Here is a 25,338-nt window from a genome sequence, read left to right on the forward strand (position 1 = left end):
CGTGGACCGATGTGAGAGGGCCCGCTCCCCAAGGACGTCATCCCGAGCGAAGGCGAGGGACCTCCGGTCTTGAGCGCGTCATGTTGGAAAGGGAGGTCCCTCCGCTCCCTGCGGTCGGTCGGGATGACGTGGACCGATGTGAGAGGGCCCGTCCCCAAGGACGTCATCCCGAGCGAAGGCAGCGGCACGACCCCCAAAGAACCGATCGGCCACCTTTCGAACGCTAACCCTTCTCCCCGGGAATCCCCGGCACGACCATCCTCGCGATCGGTTCGATCCAGTCCTCTGGAGCGCTGCCCGCCAGGTTCGTGAGCAACACCACCGCGACGCCGTCGTCGGGGTACACGAAAAACGCCGACCGACCGCCGCCGATCCCCGCCACCCAACGGTGGTCGGCGCGGGAGGACGCCGGCCAACCGACCGCCCATGACGCCGGTTTGCCGTCCACGAACCGACCGCGCGTCCACATCGCCTCCAGGCTCTTCGAACCGAGGAGCGTGCCGTCCTGCAGGGCGACGATCCAGCGAGCCACGTCGGTCGCCGTCGAGCACAGGCCCGCGCCCGTCCACAGGAAGTGCGGGAACACGGACCCCGTCGGCCGGTAGGTCACCGACCCGTCGTCGCCTTGCTCGATGTAGTAAGCCTGCGCCAGCCCCTTCACGACGTCGCGGGCGTCGCCGTAGCGCGTGTGGGCCATCTTCGCGGGCCGGAACTGGCCCTCCTCGATGAAAGTCGTGAACGGTCGGCCCGAGAGCTTGTCGATCACCTTGCCGAGCAGGAGGTAGTTGGTCTGGTTGTAAGAGTATTTCGTCCCGGTCGGATACTCAAGCGGCATCGTCTGGACTTTGGACCAGGCGTCGTCTTCCGATTCGCCGACCAGCTTCCCGCCCTGGCTCTGGTCGACGATGTCGGGCAGGCCCGAGACGTGCGTCGCGAGCTGACCGATCGTGACGCCGCGCCAGGCGACCGGCAGACCGTCCAGGTGCTTTCCGACCGGATCGTCGAGCGACAGCTTCCCCGCTTGGACGAGCTGCATCACGGCCACGCCCGTGAACGGTTTCGTCGCGGAGTTGAGCGTGAAAAGGGTCGTGTCTTTCACCGGAAGGTCGAACTGGAGGCTCGCCTTTCCGAAGGAGCGCTTGTAGACGACTTTCCCTTGGAGCACGACCGCGACCTGTGCGCCGGGCACGTGCCTCGCCGCCATTTCCTTTCGGACATACGCGTCCACTTGACGCCCTAGGTCGGTGTCGGCCTGGGTCGAGGCAAGGAGCATCGCGGTCGTGATGAGCATCGGAACCTCTTACCCGTTTCATGCGAGGCGAGTGCCCGTCAGGACCACCGTTCAGAAGCCGTACCTTAGGGCGCGTCGCAGGTTTCCAGACGAGGGAACGTGTGTCAAGATGGATCCATGCGGTGGTTCCGCTTAGAGCGGACGCAGCCAAAATCCGAGCCGTCCTTCCAGGAGCGAGGGCCGCTTTGGCGGATCTTGACCCTCTTGACGATCGCGGTCATCGCACTCTACGCCTCGATATTCCTGGCCTCCCCGAAGAGCGTCGTCCTCAACATCGTCCTTCTCCCTCTCCTTGGAGCGTCGCTCGTGTGGCAGTTACAAGGCCGACGGATCGGGGTCGTCCTGGCCACGACGTGCGTCGCGACGATCGAAGCCGTCCTCCTTTCGGAACTCCTTGTTTCTTTCCATTCGAAGGACGTTGCGGAGAGTCTCGCACGATCGCTCCCCGGTGCCGTCTATCTCGCTGTCTCGGCACCAGTCCTCGTCGGCTCGAATCGACAGAGGCCTTACGACGACACGTGAAGGGGAGGAACGCAACAATAGGGGCCCTCATCGGAGGCCGCTGCCGTGTGCCGATGGCGGACGTCGGCCTCAGCAAATGGCTCCGGACTGGAGCCGAAGGTCGTTACCTGGAGCGACTCTCGTCGCAATCGGTCCGTTCGATCCCTTGGGCGGGACGACGAGCTTCATGCCGCCGAACAGGCCGTGAGGAGTTGAAAGTTCGACCTCGATCGAGTCGCCCGAGCGCTTGACGGACACGGGTTTGCCGTCGTACGGGCTTCGTAGATCCTCGACTTTGACCGGACTTCCGGACGGAGTTTCGATTGCGCGCACGAAGGCGGTGTAGAGGATCACTTTCGCCTTGCGCTCTTCCGAGGGATCCGAGGTCGTTCCTAATTCGGTATCACTTAAGGCTTCATAGAGCCTTGCCGCGATCGGAAACGAAACCAGGCCGCGGTACATCCGATTTTCGGCCTTGTCCATCATGAGTTTTCGATCCTGCTCCGCCGCGTCGATCGCAGTCCACATGTCGCGCATCGCCTTGATGACTTCGAGCCGTCCCTTGTCCGGAGGCTGGGCCAGCGCCAAAGCGTTTGCGACACTCGAAGGAGGAAGGTCACTGTCCTTCAATCCGATTTTGTCCCGCCCTTTCTTCGTTTTGCAAAGTTCGATCGTGGTCATGATCTCCACCAGGTCGAAGCGGTGCCAATCGTGAAGGTCAGGCTCAGGAAGTGATTGCAGAGCACCACGCAACGCCTCGCGATATCGAGGTTCGTTACGAAAAGCGTAAGCCCACATCGCCAGTTGACGCAGCGCGCTAGAGTCCAGCGAACCTGCAACGGCCTGGCTCAATCGAGTCGGTTCTTGTCGGAAGTGTGCAGCCATTTTCTGGACCCTCTTGACCTCTTGGAGCGCGTCCAAGGGTCGCCCGGCGGTGGCCGACAACGTGCCGCGCAGCAGGAGCGACTTGGCGGCCGACTTGGCGGGCCCGAATTCTGGAAAGAGGACAGCCACCCCTAAGGACCAATCACGGTCGAACCTGCAATGGGGCTTCGCCACAGCTGCTTCAGCCGTTTCAAGTTGATGGACCGCCGCCGTCAAGTACGAAGACGCCCTCTTGACCGCAGCGGTCCGATCTCCGAACAGCACGTCCTGACCGATCTTCGTCGGATCACCTGAAAGCCTGGGCAGTCGCGACAACGCGACGTATGACGGAGCGGCGTTGGCCGCATCGGCCACTCTGGGAAGGTACGCCTCGAATGCGGACGCAGTCGCCGGCAGCCCTTCGGCCGTCGCGAGTCGGGCTTGCACCTGGAAATCAGCTTCGGTACGGAGCGCCGGCCAGCCGAACGCCAGAAAGCCGCCGACCACAAGCACTGCGAGACAGCCCGACACAACGATCCCGAAAGTGCGGGTTCCGAGCGTCATCTTCGACCCATCTTACGCGATAGGGGTCACTGCGTTTTTCCATGCACCGTCCGGTATCCAATGAGTCGAACCAATCGCCGACCTCTGACCTCATACTGCCAGGGGGTCGACCATCGCTGCAAAAGTCTTTCTCGCGGTCTTGACGCTCTCGCTCGCTGCGATGGCGTGGTGGCTCTGGTCGCCGCAGACGTCCTGGATCGGGAAGTACGTTCGGTCCCATGACGCCGACGTGGCCTCTCGTATGGAGGCGTTCTCTTCGGGTTCCGGGTTCGAACGGGCGCTTCTGGGCGACACGGACGTGCAGGTCGACACGGGGCGGATCATCGAAGCCGACGCCTTGCTCGCAGGTCGGGGTGCAAGCGCCCTTAATCTCGCCCTCTTGACGCGCGCCGGCCTCGAACGCCTCGCCAGACTCAGGAGCACCACGGGACCTCCCGACAGCGCGAAGAAGGACTACGAGCTGGCGCAGGCGAGGATCTTCGCCGGAATCGTCTACCGTCGGGCGGCAGAAGGGGCGGCGCAAGATCCTGATAACGCTTTCTGGCCGGCCGCCGTGGCCGTATCGAAGTGGACCCTGGGCGACCGCGAGGGGTTCCTGCAGTGGCTTGAACGCGCGGCGGCGTGTCCGCGGTTTCAGGACTTCACGATGGCTGAGACCGAGCGCCGGACGTCGGATGCCCTAGAAACGGCCGGCTTCGACTGTGCCTTGACCCGCCTGGACGCCTTCTTGACAACGCGCATCTCGTCGCCTCAGCTCACGGCTTCTATTGTGCGGCTTTCCATGAACGGTAGAAGCCTCGACTCCACGGTCAGAGAGCGGCTGGCATGGGCCCGATATGGCGCGACGATCGTCCGGTCCCCCATTCCGGATGACCCCTTTCAGGGCCAACGCATCCTTCGTAGCGCGTTCGTGGAGAAAGTCGATCGGACCGATCGAAAGAAGACCACGTACGTCTCATCGTTACGACTGGAAGCAGCCGCCCGCGCCAAGGGATTGGCACCCGGGACGGCCTTCAGTGACGCGGCCCGATATGCGCGTGCCGATCTGCGCCCACCGCTTTCCGACGAGGGAAGGAAGGCGATCTGGATCTTGGATTCGTCTCGAATCGGACTCCCCTACGGTGTGTGGCTCTGGACCATCGCTCTGGCCACGGCGCTCGCGACGGTCGCTGTGGCACGTTTCGACACGACATTGGACTTCCGCAAAGGGGCGGCACTTTGGAGAGCGGTTCCGGGCCTCTTCCTAGCGGTGGCACCGTGGCTCGACGTTTGGGCCCTTCCGTTTGTTGGGGCCGTAGCCGTCCTCTCCGCTTTGGTCCCGCTTGCGGGCAAGGCCAGGATCGTGTCTTGGGCGGTCGGGCTGCTCCTGTCAGGAGGCGCTGTCGGGGCGGCCGTCTCTAGCGGCCTTGTGCCGGCGCTGGGTTGTCTCCTCGCCTTGGCCGGCCTTTCGACGTCAGCGATGCTGGCACGCTCCCCGGGTTCGACGACCCGTCCGACCCTTGGGCACGCGTTCTTGACGGTCGTACTGTACGGGGTCTGCGCCGGTGCGGCCCTGACGACGTTCGGCCTTGACTGCTATCGGCCCGACCATGTCGTTCCTTGGACCTGCACGGTGCTGGCCGTCGCCGCAGGAGCTGCAGCTCTCAAACCGGCGTCGTCGACATCGGCTTACCCGTCAGCGACGGTCGTCTGCGTCCTCGGCGTCATCGGCCTTTTCGTCTCGACGGTTCCGTGGATCGAAGCCGACCAGGACGCGACAAACCTTTTGCGGGCCGTGCAGGACGACATCCGTCGGGTCGATCCTGACCATGCACGCGTTGACCCGCTTTACGAGAAGATCCGCTGACGCCGCAGGGCTGTCGCCTGTTCGGCCGGCGGGAACCCGTACGCGGCGCCAGGCGTTCCGATGGGAACGGAAAATCCGGCCGTCGGCCTTCGGAACCGCCGGGCGGGCATAATCCGTACTCGGTACGTTCCTATGAAACGACTTACTTTTGCACTCTTGAGCTTAGCGTTGATCGTCGCAGGCTGTTCCGGTGGGGGCGGAGACGCCGCCAAGCCGGGCAATCCGGACGTGGACATGAAGTCCCCGATCGGTGCCGACGGCGGAAAGGCCGGAGCCGACACCGGCGGGACGACCGGCGGCGGTACGACCACGGCCGTGGACTTTGAAAAGGACGTCAAGCCCGTCGTCACCGAGTACTGCGCGACTTGCCATGGCGGCGAAAAGCCAGCGGGCGGCATCGACGCCACGAAGATCGCGACCAACGACGACGCCAAGGGTGCCGGCCCGACGTTCGCCAAAATGGCCGACGAGGTCGAAGGCGGGAAGATGCCTCCGCCGAAGGGCAAGCCTTTGCCGGCCGACGTCAAGGCCAAGCTCGTCGCCGATCTGCGCGCCTTGGGTTCGTAAGTGTCAAGGGCGGCTTCCGGTTCACCGGGGCCGCCCTTTTAAATTGCCGAGGCCGCCGAGAGATCGACGGCCTTAGGATGGAGAGGTCAACAAACGAGACTCGGAAAGGTGGACCGGTAACCCGGCCCGACCTGTTCATTGTGCCCCGACTTCTGTCCTGAGCCGGCACATTCCCAGGACAATTAGAGAATTGTAATAAACGCCCCAGGCTCAAATCATAGTCCGTGTCGTCCCATTTGACGACACGGACGGCCGACGGTCATAAGGCTGTCCTCGCGTTGTGGTAAGAAAGATAAAGGTGCGACGCCGCTCCGTCTTCCGGTTCTGGTTGTTGTCCACGCTCGGCCTCTTCATTGGCGTGGTCGCACCGTCCGTTTGCGCCGTCGCCTGTGGTCAAGGCTTCTGTGCGGCTCTGGCCCCGATCGAGCGCAAGGCCTCGTGCTGCCATCCCAAATCGGACCCCGACAAGTGTCCGAAATGCGGGGCGCAAGCCGAGATTACGGCGAAAAAGGGGCAGTCGGTCTTGGTGGCGAAGGCCGTAGACGGCCCGATCGATCCGCTCGCCGTCCTTCCGCCTCCTCTGCCCGTCGTTCAGACCGGACGCGTGCCGATCCGGACGGTCGTCCGGCACGTGAGTCTTCGCGCCCCGCCCGACCCTTCCGTCGGCCCCGAGTCTCCCCGCGCCCCTCCGATACCCGTCGTGTGAACCTGTTTCGTCACTTCACAACGACACCTTATATCGGAAAACTCAATGATCAAGACCTTAGCGCTGGCCGCGTTCCTCGTGGCCGGTTTCGTCACTCCGACGACGGCAAGTTCGCCGTCGCTCGACGCCTCTAAATCCTGCTGCGCTTGCTGTCAGCACTGCAAAGACTGCGGCTGCGCTACGAAAGGGGCGAAGTCGGGCTGTTGCGACTGCGGCTGCTGCGGCTCTGGGTGCTGCACCAAGCACTGAGACCATGAACGACCGCAGGTCGACTGCGGTTTTGGCGGCGATCGGCTTCTTGCCGGTCGTCGCCGGAGCCCAACAAGCCCTCTGTCCGTTGTGAGCCGCCGGTGGTTACGGGTCCGGTTCGGATTCCGCTCACAAGTGGCTCGTCAACACGGTCTACGCACCGGCAAGCGAGACGACGGACGAAACGTTCGTGTGGTACTCGGTCCGGCCCGAGCTGAAGCTGGGCCTCGCCTATCTCGCCAAACAGCGGGCGCTGCGTTACCTCGCCAGTATCCGCGTCTTGCCCGAGCACGGCCCTTGGCCTTCGCTCAGCGCGAGCGCCGGCGTCCAGGGGATCGGGACTGGAAACCCGGGGTACTCCGTGACGCTGGAAAAGAACGTCAGGACGCCACACGGGACTTGGAACGTCTACGCCGGAGCCGGATGGCGCTCGAACGAGAACGTCGTGCGGGAGGTCGCAGGCCTGAAGTACTCGTTCGCGAACGGCGTCACGCTCGGCCTTCAGGACGACGGCAAGGTCAGAAACCCCTTCGTCACCTATTCGCTCCGTGGGACGACGTTCGGCGTCTACCTCGTCGGCGGAAAGGAGGCCGCGTTCCTCGTCGGACACCGCTTCTAGGCATCCGCTAGGCACACGACTGACTCGGTGCCGGTCCCGGCGTCTTCTCAGAACACGGGGCCGGCACGTCCGGCGCTGGAAGGAACGAAATGAACTGGAACATCATCGAAGGCAAGTGGAAGGAAATGGCGGGCTCTGTGCGACAGAAGTGGGGCGAGCTGACGGACGACGAGATCCAACAGACGGCGGGTCAGCGCGACAAGTTCGAAGGGCTCCTCCAACAGAAGTACGGCATGACGCAGGAAGCGGCGGCCAAGCAGATCGACGAGTGGGCGGGCGCGATCAAAGACGGCATCCGCTGACCACTCCCCAGGACTTGTCAAGCCCCCGGACGTAACTTGTCCCGGGGCTTTTTCGTAAACTGGTTCGGTGCAGGAGCGCCGCTACGACGAAAAGGACGTCGCCAAGATCATCCAGCGCGCTGCTGAGATCCAGGCCGGGACGTTACCGTCCGGCGAGTCCGGCACGACCCTCTCCGAAATCAAAAGGGTCGCGGCCGAGATCGGTATCGATCCGCAGGCGGTCGAAGTCGCCGCCGCCGAGCGCGGACCCGGCCCCCTCGCACGGTCCGAGCCGTCGTCGGGACCGTCGTCGTTCGATGAGACCTTCTTCGGCGAAATGGACGCCGACCGGTGGGACGAGTGCGTCGCCCTGTTTCGAAACGCCACGGGCCGGGCAGGCACGGTCGACATGGCTCCCGGTCGGTTCGAATGGACAGGAGGCACCGAGGGTTGGGGCATGACGGTGACGGCCACGGTCCGAAACGGCAAGACAAGAGTCAGGCTGATGGGAAGGACGGACGGGGGCACCGCGATCATCTGGACGCTGTGCCTGGCCCTCGGCTTCATGGCGTCCTTGGCGACGGGTGGGATCGTCTCAAAGTTCAACCCGGCCGGGGCGGCCTTTGGTGCCGCGTCTGGTGTCGCTGCCTTGGTCGTCGCGGTCGCCGTCCTGCTCGAAAGGAGGTTCACACGGTCAGGAACCCGCACGTTCCGGGAAACGCTTCGGTCCGTCGCCGAAATCCTGACTCGACCGGAGCCGGACGCCGCTTCGACGGTCCGACCGACCGAGGTCGCCGGTGCCGACGTCGTGACCGATATCGTGCAGTCTTCAGGTTAAAGGACTCTCACCATAGGTCGGCCTGAGTTCAGGTAGCTTCAAGGGACCGAAATGTCGAAGCTGCCCGTTCTCGCACTTGCGGCCCTCTTCACCACCCTGGCCCCGGCCCAAAACCCCTTCCAACCGCCGCGTGCCAAGTTGACGTACGCGCCCGACCGCACGTGCGACCTCGTCAACGTCAGCGTTACTCTTGACGTCGACGCGGCGAAGAAAACGTTCACGGGTCGTTCCGTCAATACGCTGGTGCCGTTGCGCAGCGGGCTTAAGGAGATCGTGCTTCATGCCGGTACGGGCCTCGACGTCCGATCGGTCAAGGTCGACGGCAAGACCGTCACCTTTACGCGCAAGGACAAGGACATGACCATCGCGGCCGGCTCCCTGAAGAAGGGCGTCCCGTTCAAGGTCGAAACGGTGTACTCGAGTTCGAAAGGCGGCGGCAGGGACGGGGGCTGGCACTGGATGACGGCAACGACCGCGCAGCCGGGCAAAGTCGGGTTCTGGACTCAAGGCGAGACGATGGGCAACTGCGAGTGGTGCCCGACGTGGGACTATCCGAACGACCTTGCGACCTCGCAGACGACGACGACGGTGCCTGCGGACTGGGACGTCGTGGGCAACGGCGTCCTGACGTCGTCCGCTCTTTCCCCGGACAAAAAGCGCAAGACCTTTGTCTGGACGATGACCCAGCCCCACGCGACCTACCTTCTCAGCCTGTGCGGCGGTCCGTTCGATATCAAGAAGGACACTTGGGAAGGAGTTCCGCTGTGGTACGTCGTACCGAAGGGCTCGGGCTACCTGATCGATTCGTCGTTCGGCCATACGAAGGACATGCTCACGTTCTTTTCGCAAAAGGTCGGGGTCAAGTACCCGTGGCCGAAGTACGCCCAGAACGCGATGTACGACTTCGGGGGCGGCATGGAGAACGTTTCGGCGACCACGTTGGGCGAAGGCAGCCTGACCGAAGAGCGCGACGGTTACTACACGATGGACAGCCTGAACTCGCACGAGCTCGGCCACCAATGGTTCGGCGACCTCGTGACGTGCGTCCATTGGGGCGACATCTGGCTCAACGAGAGCTTCGCCACGTTCATGCAGATGATCTATTCGGAACACAGCCGAGGGGCCGACGACTACGCCTGGGAGATCGAAGACGCGATGCAGGCGTACTTCGGTGAAGCCCGCAGGTACAAGCACCCGCTCTCGACGAAGGTGTATCCCAACCCGGACGCCATGTTCGACAGCCACACCTATCCGAAAGGGGGCGTCATCCTTCATACGCTCAGACGGAAATTAGGGGACGAAGCCACTTTCAGCGCGCTGAAGAGCTACCTGAACCAGTGGCGGCACACTCCGGTCGAGAGCACGCAGCTCCGTCGGGCCTTTACCGAGACGACAGGGGTGAACGCCGAGCCCTTCTGGGCCCAGTGGATCGAGAAGCCCGGCCATCCGGTCCTCGACTATACGTGGACCTACGACGGCGGCAAAGTCCTTCTCACGGTCAAGCAGAAGCAAGACACCTCCGACGGGACTCCGGTGTACGACATCGTATCGAAGGTCGGACTCATCGGTGCGACGGGGCTCCAGCGGGTGCCCGTCCACATCACGAAGACCGACGAGACGTTCGAGATTCCGGCCGCGACGAGACCGAAAGCGGTCGTCATTGATCCGGACCACGACTTCCTGCGCGCCATACCTGAACTCCATTGGGCCGACGAGGAACTGCCCTCGATCTTGCGTCTCTCTCCGAACGCGCCCGACCGACAGGCGGCCATGATCAAGATGCTGGAGAAACCCGACGACGCGAAAGTCAGGGCGGTCGTCGAAGCACTGACCTCCGACAAGGGCCTGAGCCCGGCGTTCCGCTCGCTCAACCGTCTCGCGGCCCTCGCCCGGCCCGACCTGCGCGCCTTCTGGACGGGCGAGCTCTCCCACGCGAACTACGAACGTCGCGCTCAAGCCGTCAGCGCTCTTGCCAAACTGCCTCAAGACCCCGCCACCGTCACGAAACTGCGGGGACTGATCAGCGCGAAGAGTCCGATCCAGGTCGTGGTCAACGCGATCAACGCCCTCAAAGCCTGGGACGCCAAGGCGAACGCCGACGTGTTCAAGACAGCCCAAGGCATCAAGGACCGCCGCAACAGGATCAAGCGCGCCGCCGATTCGGCCCTGGGCGGCTGACGGGACTCAGGGGCCGGAAGGAACCGTTCGGCCCCTGAGATGCGTCTGAAGGGAACCATGTCGATGAATTCGTTCCTCAAAAAGTCGCAGAAGAAGCTCGTGGCCGACCCGGACGCCGAAGAGCAGGCCCATGGAGAGGCGCACGGCGTCCCCCAAGACCAGAAACACCCCTCGAAGGCCAAAGGAAAGGGAGCCTCGGCCGGAATGAAGTCGGCCCAATCGACCGCGAAGAAGGGCACCCGCAAAAAGGTCTGACAGGGGGCGCCCTTTTGAACCTATTCGGGCCTGTCCGGGCCCGGTAGAATAGCCCGCAGACAAGAGGGTTCCCCTTCCCTCTTTTGGAAGACACCATTGGCCGAGAACGATCCCACTATAGGAACGCGCGCGATAGAAGACGAGCTCGCACAGAGCTACGTCAACTACGCGATGTCCGTCATCATCTCCCGGGCCCTCCCGGACGTCCGTGACGGGCTGAAACCGGTCCAACGGCGGATCCTCTATGCCATGCGGGAGCTGAACCTCACTCCGCAGAACGGGACCACTAAGTGCGCCAAGGTCTGCGGCCAGACCAGCGGCGACTATCACCCTCACGGCGAGGCGACGATCTACCCGACGCTCGTCCGTATGGCCCAAACGTTCAGCTTGCGCTATCCGCTCATCGAGGGACAGGGCAACTTCGGCAGCATCGACGGGGACTCGCCCGCCGCCATGCGTTATACGGAATGCCGCCTGACCCCGGTCGCGATGGAGATGCTCGAAGGTCTCGACCAAGAGACCGTGGATTGGATCGACAACTATCTCGGCACGGTCAAGGAGCCGACCGTCCTTCCCGGCAAATTCCCGAACTTGCTGTGCAACGGCGGCCAAGGCATCGCCGTCGGCATGGCGACCAGCTTGCCGCCCCACAACCTCACCGAAGTCTGCAACGCGATCTTGCACCGCATCGACGAGCCGGAGTCGACGCTCGACGACATCATGGTGCACCTCCCGGGCCCGGACTTCCCGACGTACGGCCTGATCATGGGCAAGAAAGGCATCCGCGACGCGTACGAATCGGGCCGTGGCAGCATCATCATGCAGGCCAAAACGATGATCGAGCCGATCGAAAGCGGCAAGACCGCGATCGTGGTCACCGAGCTTCCCTATCAGGTCAACAAACAGAACCTGGTCAAGGCGATCGCCGATATCGCGAAGCAGAAGAAGTTCGACGGCATCACCGACGTCCAGGACTACACCGACAAACGCGGCATGCGCGTCCAGATCGAGCTGCGCCGAGACGTCAACCCGAACAAGGCCCTCAATTACCTCTTGAAGCACACGAACCTGAGGACGACCTTCGGTTCCATCATGCTCTCCCTCGTCGACGGCGCCCCGCGCGTCTCACCGTTGCTCACGATCCTTGACGAGTACATCGACCACCGCCGCGAGGTCATCACACGACGGACGCGGTACGCCCTCATCCGGGCGCTCACAGAAGTCCACCTCAACGAAGGCTTCCAGATCGCACGTCGGTTCCTGGACGAGGTCATCCAGACGATCCGGGCCGCGAGCGACCCCAACAACGCCCGGACCCAACTGATCCGCAAGTTCGACATGTCCGCCTTCCAGGCGAACGCCATCCTCGCGATGGAGCTCCGCCGCCTGACGCAGCTCGAACAGGACAAACTGGAACGTGACTACAAAGAGGCCTTGCTCCGCGCCCAAGACCTCATGGACATCCTCACGAGTCCGGAGCGCCTGACCGCCGTTCTGCGGGACGAAACCGTCGCCCTTCGCGACAAGCACGGCGACGAACGCCGCACGCGCATCGTCGAACGCGAGGCCGGAGACTTCAGCGAAGAAGACCTGATCCCTGAAGAAGAGGCGATCATCTCCATCTCCCGCGACGGCTACATCAAGCGCATCAGCCTCGACGCCTACCGCCAGCAGAAGCGCGGCGGCAAGGGCATGAAGAACGTGCAAAAGGCCGACGACGAGCCGGAGCACCTCTTCCAGGTCAACACCCACAACTGGATCCTCTTCTTCACGAACAAGGGCAAGGCGTACAAGCTCCGCGCGTACGATCTTCCTGAAAGCAGCCGCTATGCGCGAGGCATGCCCGTCATCAACTACATCGCCATCGACGGCGACGAAAGGGTGACCGCGGCCGTCCGGGTCAAGGACATCAAGGGCGAGGGCTTCCTCGTCATGGTGACCAAGCTCGGCGAAGTCAAACGCACGGCGCTGGAGAAGTTCGCCAACATCCGCAGCAACGGCCTCATCGCCTTCGACATCGAAGAAGGCGACGAACTGGGCTGGGTGCTCCAGAGCAAGGGCGACCAGGACGTGATGATCATCACGCGTAACGGACAGTCCATCCGGTTCAAGGAGACCGCCGCCCGTGACCGCGGCCGCACCGCCGGAGGCGTCCGAGCCATTACCCTGCGCGAGGAAGACTACATCGTCACCGCCGACATGGCCGACGACGAAGCGACCCTCCTCGTCGTGGGCGACAAAGGCTTCGGCAAACGCACGAAGATCAACGAGTACCGCGTCCAAGGCCGCGGCGGCTCCGGCATCCTCACGATGAACGTCACCGATAAGACGGGCAAGATCGTCTCGGCCGAAGTCGTGCAGGACGACGACAAACTCCTCGTCCTGACCACGAACGGCAAGGGCATCCGCCTGAAGGTGAAGGACGTCCGCCTCGTCGGCCGCATCGCCCAAGGCGTGAAGCTGATCAACATGGCCGAAGGCGACACCATCGCCTCCATCGCCCGTCTGGTCGATTCTCCCGAAGAGGACGAACCTGAAGGCGAAGAGACGCTGGACGTTTGATCCCGCGCCCCTTTTCGTCTGCAGCGGATGTCCGTGCCGCGAAGACGAGGAGGGGGTTGGAGGTGGAGACTCAGTGCCAACCCGCCCACAACACGAAAGTGGTCCGTAATCCTGGGTTCCCGTTGCTCCATCCCCTAGCCCCTTCCTCATGTGTCCGGCACGAACCATCCGGTCCACACGAGAAAGGGGGACCGGAGCCCCCTCCTCGTCTGCAGCGGATGATCCTGCCGCGAAGATGAGGAGGGGGTTGGGGGTGGAGACTCCGGGACCGGGGCCTCCTCCTCGTCTGCAGCGGACGACCGTGCCGCAAAGACGAGGAGGGGGTTGGGGGTGGAGCCTACTGCCCCAAGACGTACACCCGCAGCACGACCCTCTTCTCGGCAGCGAGCGCCGAGGCATTCACCGAAAGGTGGAGCGGATCCCCGGAGACGGGCTCGATCCGCACCGTAGGGAACGACGCCAGGTCTGAAACCCCCTCGACCGGGACGTGCCACACGGCCCAGACGTCGGGCGAGCCTTGGATCGGGACAAGGACGTCGGAAAGGCCTTCTGTCGGGACGGCGATGTCGCCTTCTAAAGGCTGGGACGAGCTGCTGAGCGCGATTTCGAACGAACGGACTTGCATAGCGCGTTCGGGTAGGTGCCGCGCAGATTCAAAGTCAACCGGAACTTGCATCCTGGAGCGCTCTTGCTCCGTCCTATAATCCGGTCATGCCCGAAGAATACGTGCCGTACCCGCACCAACCTTCCCGTGAGATCGACTTCGGCGTCATCTCGGAAGGCTTTAACCTCGTCTGGAAGAACATCGGCCCGTTCGCGGTCACGGCCTTGGTCGCGGTCGTCGCCTATTGCGCGGTCTACTTCGCCGGGGTGCTCATCACCTTGCCGATGATGGGGACGGCGGACCCGACTTCGGCCGACGTCTCAGCCTTGATGGCTCGGCAGATGACGTCCACCTTGATCCAGATCCCGTTCACACTCTTAGCGTACGGGATCCTCGGACCGTTCGCGCTCTCGATGTCGATGATGACGTTGAAGCTCGTCCGGGGCGAACCGGTCCAGGTCGGCGACCTGGGTCTGGGCTTTTCCCGTTTCGGCTCGGCGTTCCTGGCGACGCTGGCGATCACCTTCTGCGTGACGATCGGCAGCTACCTCTGCTGCCTTCCAGGGTTGATTTTCGGCGGACTCTTCATGTTCACGCTCCCCCTGATCGCCGACCGGGGCCTTCAACCGTTCGAAGCGATGGGGCAAAGCTGGACCATGTTGAAGTCGCACATGTGGATGGCGCTGTTGTTCTATCTCGTCATCAGCCTCCTCTCCGGTTTGGGTGTCATCGCGTGCGGCATCGGCATTCTGGTGACCGTTCCCCTGATGTACGTGTGCATGACGTTGGTCTACCGTGACTTCACCATCGGACGTCCGATCCCCGGCTACACGCCGCCGCCCGCGGCTCCGGAGGGCATGTGACGGCGACGCCACAGCGCCAGATCAACCTGAACGTCATCGGCGAGGCGTTCAACCTCGTCAAGGACCGGTGGCAACCGTTCGTCATGGCGGGTCTGGTCGCGGCCCTCGCCATGGGCGTCATCGGCGGCGCCGTGGCTTTCTTGTTCGTCGCACTGGGCCTGATCGGCGGCGACCGGCCTGCCGTAGGCCTCCTGATGCTGCCTTTGATGGGAACGGCTTACTTGGTGGTCCTGACCCTCAGCGCCGTCTTCCAAGCGGGGCTCTACAACATGGCCCTCAAGGCGATCCGAGGCGAGACCGTCGAGGTGTCGGACGTGTTCGTGGCCATGAAGGCTCCGATACCGTTCTTGACCGCCGGCTTGATCGTCGGTCTTGCGACGGCCATCGGCATGATGCTTTGTTACATCCCGGGCTTCATCGTGGCAGGCCTGACGATGTTCGTCTTCCCGCTGATGATCGACAAGAAACTGGCTCCGGTCGACGCCATCAAAGAGAGCATCGCGATCCTGAAGCCTCAGGCGGTCATGGCCGTCGTCCTGTTCTTCCTGTCTTCGCTCGTGGCCAGCATCGGGGCTTACGCGTGCTACATCGGGATCTTTTTCACGATGCCGATCGCGATGGTCTCGATCGCCCTCGCTTACCGCGACCTGGTCTGGCAGTCGCCCGCTCCGGCGACCGGGCCGATGACGGCGCCGGCGGCCCAAGATCCGCCTGCACACGTCCCGACCGACTATGAAGTCGCGCAGGCCGAATCGGAACTCGACGGCCCCACCGGAGCCGTGCAGGACCCTGAGACGGTCGTCGAACCCGAAGCCTCTACGATTCCCCATACGCCGGCACCGGACGACCCCGAGGCGCCTGAAGAAGGCGGCTCTAAGCCGGGTTAGCCACGTATTCACCGCCGCGACAGGCCTTGAGATACTGACAGGCGTAAACCTGTCCCGTCATCTCAAGGTCGTCGCGGTACACGTTGTCGTGCCACCCTTCGATGTCGATGGAACCGCGCCATCCCGCTTCCCGAAGAATGCTGACGATGTCGGTCCAGTTCGAATCGCCGAATCCCGGCGTCCGGTGGCGGACGACGTACGAGCCGGAACGGATCCCCTCGGTCTTGATCCTGTCCCATTCCATCGTCGCATCTTTGCCGTGGATGTGATAGACACGTCCGACGTACTTCCTCAATTGCGGTATGGGGTCGATGAAACTGACCATCTGGTGGCAAGGCTCCCACTCCAAACCGAGGACGTCGCCTTCGACTTCGTTGAAGATCATGTCCCAGGCCCGGGGCGAATGGGCGATGTTCCACTTCGGCAGTTCCCACGAACCGCCCATGTCGCAGTTCTCGAACGCGATCTTGAGCCCTTCGTCCGCGGCGACCTTGGCCAGGTGACCGAAGACTTCCTTGAACTTCGGCATCGATTGGTCGACCGGCCGGTCTTCCAAGGCCCCGGCAAACCCGCACACGCAAGTCGCCCCGAACGCCCTCGCCGCCCGGATGACTTTCTCCCAATGCTGGGCGCACGTCTCGTCTTGGAGCGGGTTGCCATAAATGCCCAGTGAACTCACGACGGCCTGGTCGCCCAGAACGTCCAAGACCTCCTTCGCGGTCTCGCCCAAGTCGAGCCCCTCGGGGACGTACTGCCACATCGTCAGTTCGAAACTCTCGAAACCGTGCGGCAAGATCTGGCGGAGGTAGTCCGGTGCACCCTTTAGCCCGGCAAGGGTCCCGATGCGGACGTCCTGGTGGTCGACGCGACTCATGAAGGAACCGATGCTACCTTTGCCCGTCACGACCGCACCGTCGCACGGCCGGGAACTTATCGAAGCCTCAGAACGATGTACGTGCTATGAGGGCCCGATGGCTATGGGCGGCGACCGTCTTCCCCGTCATGGCGTGCGCGCCTCCTTCTCGGACCGTGGCGTCGTCGAGCCCGACCCTTACGGCACGACGCACGACCGCCCCGAACAAGGTGATCGAGGGCGCCCTGCGCCAACTCGAGAAACCCGCCTCCTATGACGACGCCTACGTCGCGATCGCCTATCCGAACGGGGACGTGGCTGCGGACCGGGGAGCTTGCGCCGACGTCGTCGTCCGCGCCTACCGCCATGCGGGCGTCGACCTTCAACGCTTGATCCATGAGGACGCCGGAACGGGCCGTTACCCCCGCATCCAGCGGACGGATAAAAACATTGACCATCGTCGCGTCCTGAACCAAGAGGTCTTCTTCCGACGGCACGGCCGGAGCCTGACGACGGACGTGACGCCTCAGACCGTGTCCCAATGGAAGCCAGGCGACATCGTGAGCTGGCGGCTGAGCCGAGGAAGGACGCACATCGGCGTCGTCAGCGACCGCCGACGGCCCGACGGCGTCCCCTTGGTCATCCACAATATCGGCCGGGTTTCCGAAGACGACTCCCTGACCCGGTGGGCGATCGCCGGACACTTCCGCTATCGGACGTGACGGTCAGGCGGCGCGCCGCAGGTCCGGTTCGAGAGCTTCGAGCCGGCGGATACGTTCGTCGACCGGAGGGTGGGTACTGAAGAGAGACACCAGGCCCTTCAATCCCGAAAAGGGGTTGACGATGCACAAGTGGGCGGCTTGGGCCGGCATATGGCCGGGCTCCTGGAGGACGCCGTTGTGCAGCTTCATCAGCGCGTTCTGGAGTCCACGCCCCGTCCCGGCGAGTTCGGCGCCAAGACGGTCCGCCTCGTACTCTCGCGCTCGGCTCACGCCCATTTGGATCAGCATCGCCGCGATCGGCGCGACGAACGCCATCGCCAACATCGCGACCGGGTTGGCCTCGTCGTCGTCCCTTCCGAAACCGAAGAACGCCGAAAACCGCATGATGTCGGCGATCACCATGACCGCTCCGGCGACCGTCGCCACGACGGCCATCGTCAACGTGTCCCGGTGCTTGATGTGCGCGATCTCGTGCGCGATGACCCCCTCGACTTCGGTCCGGTCGAGAATGTCCAAAAGCCCCTGGTTCACGGCGACCACGCCGTTCGCCGGATTGCGGCCCGTCGCAAAGGCGTTCGGAGACCTGTCGGGAACGACGTAGAGGCGCGGCATCGGGACAGCGGCCCGTTCGCTCAGTCGGGCCACCATCCGGTACAGCTCGGGAGCTTGGGCCTCGTCAACGGGCTCGGCCCTCGTCATCCGGAGGACGATCTTGTCGCTGAACCAGTAGCTTCCTAAGTTCAGGACGGCGGCGATTCCAAGGGCGGCGACCATGCCCCCGGTTCCGCCGAACAAGTTCCCGAGCCAGACGAGCAGGCCCGTCAAAAGGGTCAAGAGGAACGCGACTTTGACTGTGCTCATAGCATCATGGACGCCGGGCGTCCGATCGGTTCAATCGTGCACACGATCGGGAACGTTCCCAGTTTAGGCCCTTTTTCAAGAGTTTACTAATGTACCGCTCCGGCCGTCCGGGCCGTTCAGGCTTCTCTCCGGTAACCTCGCGCCTTGACCCCGCAAGAGCAACAGGAGAGCGGGCCGCGATCCGCGGTCAGGGGTCGACACGAGTTCGCAAAAGGCTACAAGGACACGTGGCTCTGGAATTTCGGGTTCTCGTCGTACTGGTTCGCGACGGCGTACAAGTGGTTCATCTTGCTCCTGGTCGTCATTCCGAGCCAGGTCAGCGCGATCGTTCCGGGCGGTGAGAAGAACAGCACCTGGGGACTGGTCTACGGAGCGGGCGCCATTTGGGCCGTCGTCGGTCCGGCCCTTTTCGGCGGCTGGAGCGACCGGTTCGACTCGAGGTGGGGCCACCGCCAACCGTTCATCGCGGCCGGGGCCCTGATCACGGTCGTCGGCCTGGCGTTCATGAACGCGTCGACGACGATCCTGATGCTCGTCATCGGTTACTTCCTCCTGCAACTCGGCGAGGACGTCGGGCAAGGCCCCTATGCCGCGATGATGCCGGAGGTCGTGCCGCCCGAACGCGCCGGCCGGGCCAGCGCGATCATGAACCTGCTCCAATCGGGTGCGCGCCTTGTTTCAGGCATCGTCTATACGGTCCTCAAGACCACGGGATTGGTCTACCTCGCGGTCGGTATCGTCCAGCTCGTGGGCGCCGGCCTGACGCTGTACACCGTGCGAGACGTCCGTAGGGCGACGCCCGTGTCCCAATTGCCACAAGAGCCCTTCGTCGTGCGCTGGCTCGCCGTTTGGAAAAGCCCGGACTTCCGGTGGGTCTGGTTCACACGGTTCATGAGCACGCTCGGGTTCACGATGATCTCGACTTATGTCCTCTTCTACTTGGAGGACATGTTCCACGACTACCATGTGTTCCATTGGGATCTGGGGAGCCCGAAAATGACAGCCGTCGTGATCGCGATGATGCTCTCGTTCTTCGGGATGGTCGGCTCTGTCATCGCCTCCCGGCTCGCCGACAGTTGGGGGCGCAAACCGCTGATCTACATCTCGGGTGTCGTGATCTTCTGCGTCCTTGCGCCGTTCGCGGTGGTCCGCGACATCACGACCATCGTCCTCTTGACCGTCCCGTTCGGGATCGCCTTCGGAATGTACGTCTCCGCCGATTGGGCCCTCGCGACCGACGTCCTGCCGGACAAGCGGGAGTCGGGCACCCAAATGGGCGTCTGGTCGATGAGCGTCACTTCCGTCCAACTCGTCGCCGGCCCGGTCGGGCTCTTGATCGATGCGGGGAACAGGATCCAAATGGGTCTCGGTTATCGGGCCATGATCTGGGCGGCGGGCATCATCTTCGTCGCCAGCACGTTCCTGATCCGAATGGTCAAGTCCAGCCGCTAGGCAGCCTCGGGGCCGCACGACCGTCAACCGGTATCCTACGGCCTCCCATGAACTTCCCCCAGCGTACGGTCTGGTGTGGTGAGGCCCGCTCGTCGCACGTCGGTCAAGAGGTCACCGTCAACGGTTGGGCGCACCGCGTCCGCGACCTTGGAGGGTTGCTTTTCATCGATCTTCGGGACCGGACGGGGCTCCTGCAACTTATGATCGACCCCGAAGTCCATGGAAAGGTCGATGTCCGCCCCGAAACGTGTATGAGCGTCACTGGGAAGATCGAACGCCGCGACCCCGCGAACGTGAACCCTAAGCTCCCGACCGGAGAGGTCGAGATGATCGTGACGTCCTTCGCCGTCCTGAACGAGTGCGCCGTGCTTCCGTTCCCGGTCAGCGACGAGGACCAGATGTCCAAAGTGAACGAAGAGCTAAGGGCCAAGTACCGTTACCTCGACCTGCGCCGCCCGGCCATGCACCGTAAACTCGCGGTCCGGGCCGGGGCTGTCCGAAGGCTGCGGGCGTACCTGGACCAACGAGGTTTCATCGAGACCGAGACCCCGATCTTCACGAAGTCGACGCCCGAGGGCGCGCGTGACTACCTCGTTCCCTACAGGCTCGAACCGGGCAAGTTCTACGCCCTGCCCCAGTCCCCTCAACAGTACAAGCAGCTCTTGATGGTCGCCGGAATCGAGCGTTACTACCAAATCGCCAAGTGCTTCCGCGACGAAGCCCAACGCGCCGACCGGCAGCCCGAATTCACACAACTCGATATCGAAATGTCCTATGTCTCCCAAGAGGACGTCCTCCAATTGGTGGAAGGGATGACGCTCTCGGTCATCAACGAGGTCATCGAGGAGTTCGGGCTCGAAAAGGACCCGGTCGCGCCGTTCAGCCGGATGACCTATGACGAGTCGATGCGGCTGTACGGGAACGATAAGCCCGACCTTCGGTTCGACCTCCGGCTCTTCGACGTGTCCGGACTCGTCAAAGAATGCGGCTTCGGGGTCTTCAAGAACGCGGTCGCTTCAGGTGGCTCCGTCCGCGGCGTCCTCTACCCGGGCGGTGCCAGACTCAGCCGGAAGGACGTCTCCGAACTCGAGGAGTTCTGCAAAGGCTTCGGAGCCAAAGGCATGGCCTCGCTCTATGTCGAAGGCGAAGCCCACGAAGGTTCTGTCGACCTTGGCGGCGGACTCTTCGCACGGGGCGCCGTCGCGAAGTTCCTGACCCCGGAGGAGACCAGGGCCCTGATCACCGCCGGAGCGGCGGGTCCGGGCGACCTTCTGTGCTTTGTCGCCGACTCATGGTCGGTCACGTGCGAAGCCTTGTCCAGGCTCCGGGTCTTGATCGGCGATCGGTGCGGGCTGAGGGACAAGAGGAAACTTGCGTTCGCGTTCGTCTTGGACTTCCCTCTCGTCGACTGGAACGAAGACGAACAACGGTGGGACCCGACGCACCATCCGTTCACGTCTCCCAAGGCCGAAGACATGCAGTATCTCGATTCCGACCCAGGGCGGATCCGTGCCGACTGCTATGACGTGGTCTGCAACGGCGTCGAATGGGCCTCCGGTTCGATCCGGATCCACCGACCCGACGTCCAGGCCAAGGTCTTCAAGCTGATCGGTGTCTCCGACGAAGAGCAGCAATCCCGGTTCGGCCACATTCTGGAGGCCTTCACGTTCGGCGCCCCACCACACGGTGGGATAGCACCCGGAATCGATCGGATGGTCATGTTCCTCACCGACGACGAAAACATACGTGAGGTCATCGCCTTCCCCAAACTGGGCGGAGGTTACGACCCCCTGATGGACGCCCCCTCCGAGATCAGCGCGCAACAGTGGGACGAAATGGGGCTGGACGTCCGGCCGGTACCGAAGAAGTAGTCAGAACAACGTCGTCGGTGGGACCGGTTCGATCAGTTCCGGACCCTCGATCCTCGGATTGCCGACCGCCTTTCCGACGGGGACCATCGTCATGTCTTCGGCAGGATAGGCGTCGAGCAACGGGGACACTTCGGCCGGACGGAGGCTGTGGTCCAACCACAAGGCGTACTCGTCCCTGGAAAGGATGACCGGCATCCTCTCATGGACCTCGCTCACCAGACGGTTCGCTGCCGTCGTGACGATCGTACAAGTCCTGAGGAAGCCGTCCGGCGTCTCCCAGTCTTCCCAAAGGCCCGCGAACGCGAACGGACGCTGCCGGCACGAAAGGTAGTACGGTTGCTTCGCGCCGCTCGGGCCTTTCCACTCGTAGAACCCGTCAGCAGGAATCAGGCAACGGCGGTACTTGAAGGCGCCCCGGAACGAGGGTTTTTCCGCAAGCGTCTCGGCCTTGGCGTTGATCAGTTTCGTCCCGATGGTGGGATCCTTCGCCCATCCGGGGACCAGACCCCACTGGAACACCGTGAACTCTCGTCCGGTCGCACCCATGATCACGCCTGGAACGACCTGGGTCGGGGCAATGTTGTACCGCGGCGTCAGGTCCGGGACCGCGACCACCCCGAAGTCGTCGCTGAACGCTTTACCGCTGAAAAAGACGTACCGTGCGCACATCGGTCAGACCGCTCCCCGCCCGTCGCGACGCGAAACGTAGTGTTCCAGTTCGTGGCCGTAGAAGGCCTCCGTCGTCCCGGTCCGGACGAGCCCCAAACGTTCCGCGACCCGCGCCGACTTCTTGTTCGCTCGGAACAGCACCGCATGGATCTCGTCCAGGCACAGTTCGTCGAACCCGTAGTCCAAGACCCTCTTCGCCGCTTCTGTCGCATACCCTCGACCCCAAGAACCCCTTGCCAGGTGCCAGCCGATTTCGATCTCGTGTACCGGTGGGGGCACGACGACTTCGGACGGATCGGCCAAGGCTTCGCGGAACGCTGACCATGCCTCAAGGTCTTCCGACCGTGGAAGCGGTTTGAGGAGGACGCAACCGATGACCCGGCCCGTCTCCTTAGATTCCGTCGCAAAGCTCCCAAGACCCTGACCAAGGCATCTGTACGAGGCGACGATCTTGCCGAGAAGGGTGCGCTGGGTCTCCACGGACTCCTCGACCGTCCCCGTCAGGAACTCGACGACGATCGGGTCGCCGTACATGGCATAGGCGTCCTCGGCATCGTCCGGCGACCATGCCCTGACGATCAAGCGTTCTGTCTCGAACCGGATGTCCGGATAACTGCGCACCGGACGGAGTCTAGCCCGTTCAAAGGCTCCACGGCTTCGATTCGCCCGCTTCCCGACCGTTCGGCAGGAGGTGTAAGGAACCCAACTTCAGGATGCGGACCGGTGCCGGGGCCACGGCCGTGGAACGGACGTCGAACACGCCGTCCGCAGCGCGGAACCGGACGACCGACCCGATCCCGAAGTCTTCGCCTTCCTGCCCTGCGAACGAACACACCAGACCCTCGTATTCTTGCGCTCGGACATGGACGAGTTTCTGGGCATGGGCATGGTCGAGCCATCGGGCGACCTCCTTCGGTGACGGCTCAAGGTCGCCGACGATCATCAAGACGGGGCCGAGGTGCTCGGCCCATCCGTCCCACCCTTCAAGGTCGATCCGGCGTCCCGAACCCAACCGTGCCCCGTCGACTTGGACCGACGCGACGTCGACCGCGTGTTCGACCGAATGATCGGCCATCTCGATCCATCGGGCACGCCTTTGAGCCTCGCAGACCATCTGGGGCAAAGCCGGGGGACAGACGACCGTTTCGGCACCGATCGGCCATCCCAACGCCTCCAATCCGCTTCCAAGAGGAACCAAGATGCGTTCCGGCCGCAGAATTCGACACACGGCCATCGCAAACTGACGGGCCAACGGGGTCTCACGTGGACATGGCAGTTCGACGATGGCGTCCGGTAGTGCCGAAGTCAGCGAAACCGCCGCTTCCATCGTTCGGACCGGTTGCCGGACCGGATCCAAAGAACCGATGAACGACCAGGCGGGCCGACCGTCGACGATCGCCACAGCCCGGCAAGCGGGCCCGTGGTCGGCCGAGAGTGGGTCGAGGCACACGAGCCCCGAGCCCCCGTCGTGCTCCCACTCGCGCCAGCTCCATGCCGGACTCCCGATGAGGACCGTGCGGCCCATGGATCAGTTTTTCGCCGAGGCCGCTTTGGACGTCGCGCTCGGACGCGCCCTGACTTTGGCCCACGACCGCAGGGCAGAAATGTCTTCGGCCATGGTCCGGCTCAAGGGGACTTGCGTTTTCGCCTCTTCGCTCAAGTCGGCGGTCGACAGCTCCCGGCCTTCATCGAAAGCACGGTTCAAAGCGCCGATGACGACCTGCTCGATCTCGGCCCCGCTGAACCCTTCTGTCTGCTTGGCCAAGTCTGCGACTTTGAACTTCTTGGGGTCACGTTTACGCTTCGACAGGTGGATGTTGAAGATCTGCTTACGGTCGTCGGATTCGGGCAGGTCGAGGAAGAAGATCTCGTCGAAGCGCCCCTTTCGGAGCAGTTCGGGGGGCAGGGCCGAAACGTCGTTGGCCGTCGCGACGATGAAGACCGGTTTCGTCTTCTCCTGCATCCACGTCAAAAACGTCGAGAAGACACGTGCGGTCGTCCCACCGTCGCTGATCCCGCTCCCGCTCATCCCCGCAAACCCCTTCTCCAGTTCGTCGATCCACAAGATGCACGGCGCGAGGCTCTCCGCGATCCGGATCGCCCGCCGCATGTTGTCTTCGCTTTGACCGACCAGGCTTCCGAACACACGGCCGACGTCCATCTTCAGCATGGGAAGCCCGTAAGCCGCCGAGATCGCCTTAGCGACCAGCGACTTTCCGCAACCCTGCACTCCGATCAAAAGGACGCCCTTCGGATACGGGATTCCGAATTCTCGCGCAGCGTCGGTGAAGCTCTTTTCCCTTCGTTCCAACCATTGCTTCAGCAGGTCGAGACCACCGACGTCGCCGAGGTCGTTCTCGGCCGGATAGAACTGCAACATTCCCGTCTTCCGGACGATCTGCTTTTTCTCTTCGAGAATCTGGTCGACGCACAACTGGCGCTTCTCCACCAGACTCCGGGCTAGGGCCGACTCGATCTCGTCATGGGTCAGGCCTTGTGCCGACCGGACGATGGCTTCCTCCTCGTCAGGCGAAAGTTTTACGTTGACCGAAGGGTCCGTCACGCTGGTCGCCACCGTCGCGACCTGGGCCTTGATCGCGTCCTGGTCCGGCAAAGGGAACTCCAAGACGCTGACGTCCTTCTCGAGTTCGACGGGCAACGTCATGGTCGGCGCCAGGATGAACAGCGTCCTCTTCTCTCCTCGCCTCAATTGTGCCGCGACGTCCCGAAGCAGTCGGACGACGTCCGAGCTCTTCATGTAGGCGTGAAAGTCCTTCAGCAAGAACATGGTGCCTTCCGGCGCTTCGAGCACGAGGGCTAACGCTTCGATCTCGCCCGGAAGCGTCGTCTTCGGCGGAGCGGAACCGCCACCCGAGAGGACAGCTCGGTTGACTTTGGGCTTCATACCCTGTGTCTTGCTCCAAGTGTGCAGGTTGCGCCCGAGCTTCTTCGCCACCTCTTGAAGCGCCGCTTCGACCCTGCCCTCTTCCCATGAGACGATGTACACGATCGGATACTTGGCGCGGATCAAAACCTCGATCTCGTGAAGTGCGTCCATATTGTGGCTCGATGCTACCCGTGAGGGCCTTGGCCTCCCTTACGCGGCCACAGGCCGTGCGATGCACGGTCCCAGAACTTTCGGGGCGGGCAAAAAAGGTCGAGGCCCTTGGACGATCGTCCAAGGGCCCCGCGTCCGTAACGGACGGTCGTGGTCAGCCGGTGACCTTGAGGAGCG

24 protein-coding genes are annotated in these 25,338 nt (G+C 63.2%); 15 read left to right on the forward strand and 9 right to left on the reverse strand.

Features of this window, described 5'->3' with window-relative positions; translation table 11 throughout:
• Window positions 1-223: 223 nt before the first annotated feature.
• Window positions 224-1,291: a beta-lactamase family protein gene (locus JST30_00560; protein ID MBS1712805.1), complete on the reverse strand. Its 1,068-nt coding sequence runs from the start codon at window positions 1,289-1,291 to the stop codon at window positions 224-226.
• 117 nt (window positions 1,292-1,408) lie between these two features.
• Between JST30_00560 and JST30_00565 the strand changes: the two genes are divergently transcribed.
• Window positions 1,409-1,813, forward strand: coding sequence for a hypothetical protein (locus JST30_00565; protein ID MBS1712806.1), 405 nt, complete (start codon window positions 1,409-1,411; stop codon window positions 1,811-1,813).
• Window positions 1,814-1,882: 69 nt separating this feature from the next.
• Here JST30_00565 and JST30_00570 read toward each other — a convergent pair whose 3' ends face one another.
• Window positions 1,883-3,220 (reverse strand): hypothetical protein, encoded by a 1,338-nt coding sequence (locus JST30_00570; GenBank protein MBS1712807.1) that lies wholly within the window; start codon window positions 3,218-3,220, stop codon window positions 1,883-1,885.
• 139 nt (window positions 3,221-3,359) lie between these two features.
• Between JST30_00570 and JST30_00575 the strand changes: the two genes are divergently transcribed.
• The 9 genes from JST30_00575 to gyrA all read left to right on the forward strand — a co-directional run bounded on the left by JST30_00575 (window position 3,360) and on the right by gyrA (window position 13,321).
• Window positions 3,360-5,066 carry a hypothetical protein gene (locus JST30_00575; GenBank protein ID MBS1712808.1) on the forward strand — a complete coding sequence of 569 codons (1,707 nt, stop codon included), beginning with the start codon at window positions 3,360-3,362 and terminating at the stop codon, window positions 5,064-5,066.
• Window positions 5,067-5,198: 132 nt separating this feature from the next.
• Window positions 5,199-5,633 carry a hypothetical protein gene (locus tag JST30_00580; GenBank protein MBS1712809.1) on the forward strand — a complete coding sequence of 145 codons (435 nt, stop codon included), beginning with the start codon at window positions 5,199-5,201 and terminating at the stop codon, window positions 5,631-5,633.
• A gap of 298 nt (window positions 5,634-5,931) precedes the next feature.
• Entirely contained in the window at window positions 5,932-6,339 is a 408-nt protein-coding gene (locus tag JST30_00585) for a hypothetical protein (GenBank protein ID MBS1712810.1), read from the forward strand.
• A 439-nt stretch (window positions 6,340-6,778) separates the two neighbouring features.
• A complete protein-coding gene (locus JST30_00590) occupies window positions 6,779-7,207 on the forward strand; it encodes a hypothetical protein (protein ID MBS1712811.1) in 429 nt (142 codons plus the stop codon).
• Between the two features lie 89 nt (window positions 7,208-7,296).
• On the forward strand, window positions 7,297-7,509 hold the full coding sequence (locus tag JST30_00595; GenBank protein MBS1712812.1) for a CsbD family protein: 213 nt from the start codon (window positions 7,297-7,299) through the stop codon (window positions 7,507-7,509).
• Window positions 7,510-7,576: 67 nt separating this feature from the next.
• Window positions 7,577-8,326: a hypothetical protein gene (locus JST30_00600; protein ID MBS1712813.1), complete on the forward strand. Its 750-nt coding sequence runs from the start codon at window positions 7,577-7,579 to the stop codon at window positions 8,324-8,326.
• 51 nt (window positions 8,327-8,377) lie between these two features.
• Entirely contained in the window at window positions 8,378-10,504 is a 2,127-nt protein-coding gene (locus JST30_00605) for an aminopeptidase (GenBank protein MBS1712814.1), read from the forward strand.
• A 63-nt stretch (window positions 10,505-10,567) separates the two neighbouring features.
• Complete coding sequence (locus JST30_00610) at window positions 10,568-10,759, forward strand: hypothetical protein (protein MBS1712815.1); 192 nt, start codon at window positions 10,568-10,570, stop codon at window positions 10,757-10,759.
• A gap of 171 nt (window positions 10,760-10,930) precedes the next feature.
• The gene (gene gyrA / locus JST30_00615) at window positions 10,931-13,321 is read left to right on the forward strand and encodes a DNA gyrase subunit A (protein MBS1712816.1); all 2,391 of its coding nucleotides are present in this window, start codon (window positions 10,931-10,933) and stop codon (window positions 13,319-13,321) included.
• Between the two features lie 337 nt (window positions 13,322-13,658).
• On the opposite strand, the gene JST30_00620 is transcribed toward gyrA, so the two are convergent.
• Window positions 13,659-13,946, reverse strand: a complete 288-nt coding sequence (locus JST30_00620; protein ID MBS1712817.1) for a hypothetical protein — start codon at window positions 13,944-13,946, stop codon at window positions 13,659-13,661.
• Between the two features lie 86 nt (window positions 13,947-14,032).
• Here JST30_00620 and JST30_00625 point away from each other — a divergent pair, with 86 nt between their 5' ends.
• The gene (locus JST30_00625; protein ID MBS1712818.1) at window positions 14,033-14,788 is read left to right on the forward strand and encodes a hypothetical protein; all 756 of its coding nucleotides are present in this window, start codon (window positions 14,033-14,035) and stop codon (window positions 14,786-14,788) included.
• Window positions 14,785-15,675: a hypothetical protein gene (locus JST30_00630; protein ID MBS1712819.1), complete on the forward strand. Its 891-nt coding sequence runs from the start codon at window positions 14,785-14,787 to the stop codon at window positions 15,673-15,675. The genes JST30_00625 and JST30_00630 overlap by 4 nt, the downstream gene beginning before the upstream one ends.
• On the opposite strand, the gene JST30_00635 is transcribed toward JST30_00630, so the two are convergent.
• Entirely contained in the window at window positions 15,662-16,549 is an 888-nt protein-coding gene (locus JST30_00635; GenBank protein ID MBS1712820.1) for a sugar phosphate isomerase/epimerase, read from the reverse strand. The two genes, JST30_00630 and JST30_00635, sit on opposite strands and share 14 nt — an antisense overlap.
• Window positions 16,550-16,677: 128 nt before the next feature.
• Between JST30_00635 and JST30_00640 the strand changes: the two genes are divergently transcribed.
• Window positions 16,678-17,250, forward strand: coding sequence for a DUF1287 domain-containing protein (locus JST30_00640; GenBank protein ID MBS1712821.1), 573 nt, complete (start codon window positions 16,678-16,680; stop codon window positions 17,248-17,250).
• A gap of 3 nt (window positions 17,251-17,253) precedes the next feature.
• On the opposite strand, the gene JST30_00645 is transcribed toward JST30_00640, so the two are convergent.
• Window positions 17,254-18,111 (reverse strand): zinc metalloprotease HtpX, encoded by an 858-nt coding sequence (locus JST30_00645; protein ID MBS1712822.1) that lies wholly within the window; start codon window positions 18,109-18,111, stop codon window positions 17,254-17,256.
• 144 nt (window positions 18,112-18,255) lie between these two features.
• Between JST30_00645 and JST30_00650 the strand changes: the two genes are divergently transcribed.
• Together JST30_00650 and aspS are read left to right on the forward strand one after the other, a co-directional pair.
• On the forward strand, window positions 18,256-19,563 hold the full coding sequence (locus JST30_00650) for an MFS transporter (protein ID MBS1712823.1): 1,308 nt from the start codon (window positions 18,256-18,258) through the stop codon (window positions 19,561-19,563).
• Window positions 19,564-19,610: 47 nt separating this feature from the next.
• On the forward strand, window positions 19,611-21,434 hold the full coding sequence (aspS, locus tag JST30_00655) for an aspartate--tRNA ligase (protein MBS1712824.1): 1,824 nt from the start codon (window positions 19,611-19,613) through the stop codon (window positions 21,432-21,434).
• Here the strand turns inward: aspS and JST30_00660 are convergent, their stop codons facing one another.
• The 4 genes from JST30_00660 to JST30_00675 are packed head-to-tail and all read right to left on the reverse strand — an operon-like array spanning window position 21,435 to window position 25,161.
• A complete protein-coding gene (locus JST30_00660) occupies window positions 21,435-22,103 on the reverse strand; it encodes an SOS response-associated peptidase (GenBank protein MBS1712825.1) in 669 nt (222 codons plus the stop codon).
• 3 nt (window positions 22,104-22,106) lie between these two features.
• Window positions 22,107-22,724 carry a GNAT family N-acetyltransferase gene (locus JST30_00665; GenBank protein ID MBS1712826.1) on the reverse strand — a complete coding sequence of 206 codons (618 nt, stop codon included), beginning with the start codon at window positions 22,722-22,724 and terminating at the stop codon, window positions 22,107-22,109.
• A gap of 19 nt (window positions 22,725-22,743) precedes the next feature.
• A complete protein-coding gene (locus tag JST30_00670; protein MBS1712827.1) occupies window positions 22,744-23,628 on the reverse strand; it encodes a hypothetical protein in 885 nt (294 codons plus the stop codon).
• A gap of 3 nt (window positions 23,629-23,631) precedes the next feature.
• Entirely contained in the window at window positions 23,632-25,161 is a 1,530-nt protein-coding gene (locus JST30_00675) for an AAA family ATPase (protein MBS1712828.1), read from the reverse strand.
• Window positions 25,162-25,338: the final 177 nt, after the last annotated feature.

It is taken from the genome of Armatimonadota bacterium, from assembly GCA_018268395.1.
Classification (GTDB): domain Bacteria; phylum Armatimonadota; class Fimbriimonadia; order Fimbriimonadales; family Fimbriimonadaceae; genus JAEURO01.

What these genes read in the sequence shown, in the direction of transcription:
- JST30_00560 (MBS1712805.1), bottom strand. Translation starts at nt 1,291, where the DNA reads ATGCTCATCACGACCGCGATGCTCCTTGCCTCGACCCAGGCCGACACC.
- JST30_00565 (MBS1712806.1), top strand. Translation starts at nt 1,409, where the DNA reads ATGCGGTGGTTCCGCTTAGAGCGGACGCAGCCAAAATCCGAGCCGTCC.
- JST30_00570 (MBS1712807.1), bottom strand. Translation starts at nt 3,220, where the DNA reads ATGACGCTCGGAACCCGCACTTTCGGGATCGTTGTGTCGGGCTGTCTC.
- JST30_00580 (MBS1712809.1), top strand. Translation starts at nt 5,199, where the DNA reads ATGAAACGACTTACTTTTGCACTCTTGAGCTTAGCGTTGATCGTCGCA.
- JST30_00595 (MBS1712812.1), top strand. Translation starts at nt 7,297, where the DNA reads ATGAACTGGAACATCATCGAAGGCAAGTGGAAGGAAATGGCGGGCTCT.
- JST30_00605 (MBS1712814.1), top strand. Translation starts at nt 8,378, where the DNA reads ATGTCGAAGCTGCCCGTTCTCGCACTTGCGGCCCTCTTCACCACCCTG.
- JST30_00610 (MBS1712815.1), top strand. Translation starts at nt 10,568, where the DNA reads ATGAATTCGTTCCTCAAAAAGTCGCAGAAGAAGCTCGTGGCCGACCCG.
- gyrA (MBS1712816.1), top strand. Translation starts at nt 10,931, where the DNA reads ATGTCCGTCATCATCTCCCGGGCCCTCCCGGACGTCCGTGACGGGCTG.
- JST30_00620 (MBS1712817.1), bottom strand. Translation starts at nt 13,946, where the DNA reads ATGCAAGTCCGTTCGTTCGAAATCGCGCTCAGCAGCTCGTCCCAGCCT.
- JST30_00625 (MBS1712818.1), top strand. Translation starts at nt 14,033, where the DNA reads ATGCCCGAAGAATACGTGCCGTACCCGCACCAACCTTCCCGTGAGATC.
- JST30_00635 (MBS1712820.1), bottom strand. Translation starts at nt 16,549, where the DNA reads ATGAGTCGCGTCGACCACCAGGACGTCCGCATCGGGACCCTTGCCGGG.
- JST30_00640 (MBS1712821.1), top strand. Translation starts at nt 16,678, where the DNA reads ATGGCGTGCGCGCCTCCTTCTCGGACCGTGGCGTCGTCGAGCCCGACC.
- JST30_00645 (MBS1712822.1), bottom strand. Translation starts at nt 18,111, where the DNA reads ATGAGCACAGTCAAAGTCGCGTTCCTCTTGACCCTTTTGACGGGCCTG.
- aspS (MBS1712824.1), top strand. Translation starts at nt 19,611, where the DNA reads ATGAACTTCCCCCAGCGTACGGTCTGGTGTGGTGAGGCCCGCTCGTCG.
- JST30_00660 (MBS1712825.1), bottom strand. Translation starts at nt 22,103, where the DNA reads ATGTGCGCACGGTACGTCTTTTTCAGCGGTAAAGCGTTCAGCGACGAC.
- JST30_00670 (MBS1712827.1), bottom strand. Translation starts at nt 23,628, where the DNA reads ATGGGCCGCACGGTCCTCATCGGGAGTCCGGCATGGAGCTGGCGCGAG.
- JST30_00675 (MBS1712828.1), bottom strand. Translation starts at nt 25,161, where the DNA reads ATGGACGCACTTCACGAGATCGAGGTTTTGATCCGCGCCAAGTATCCG.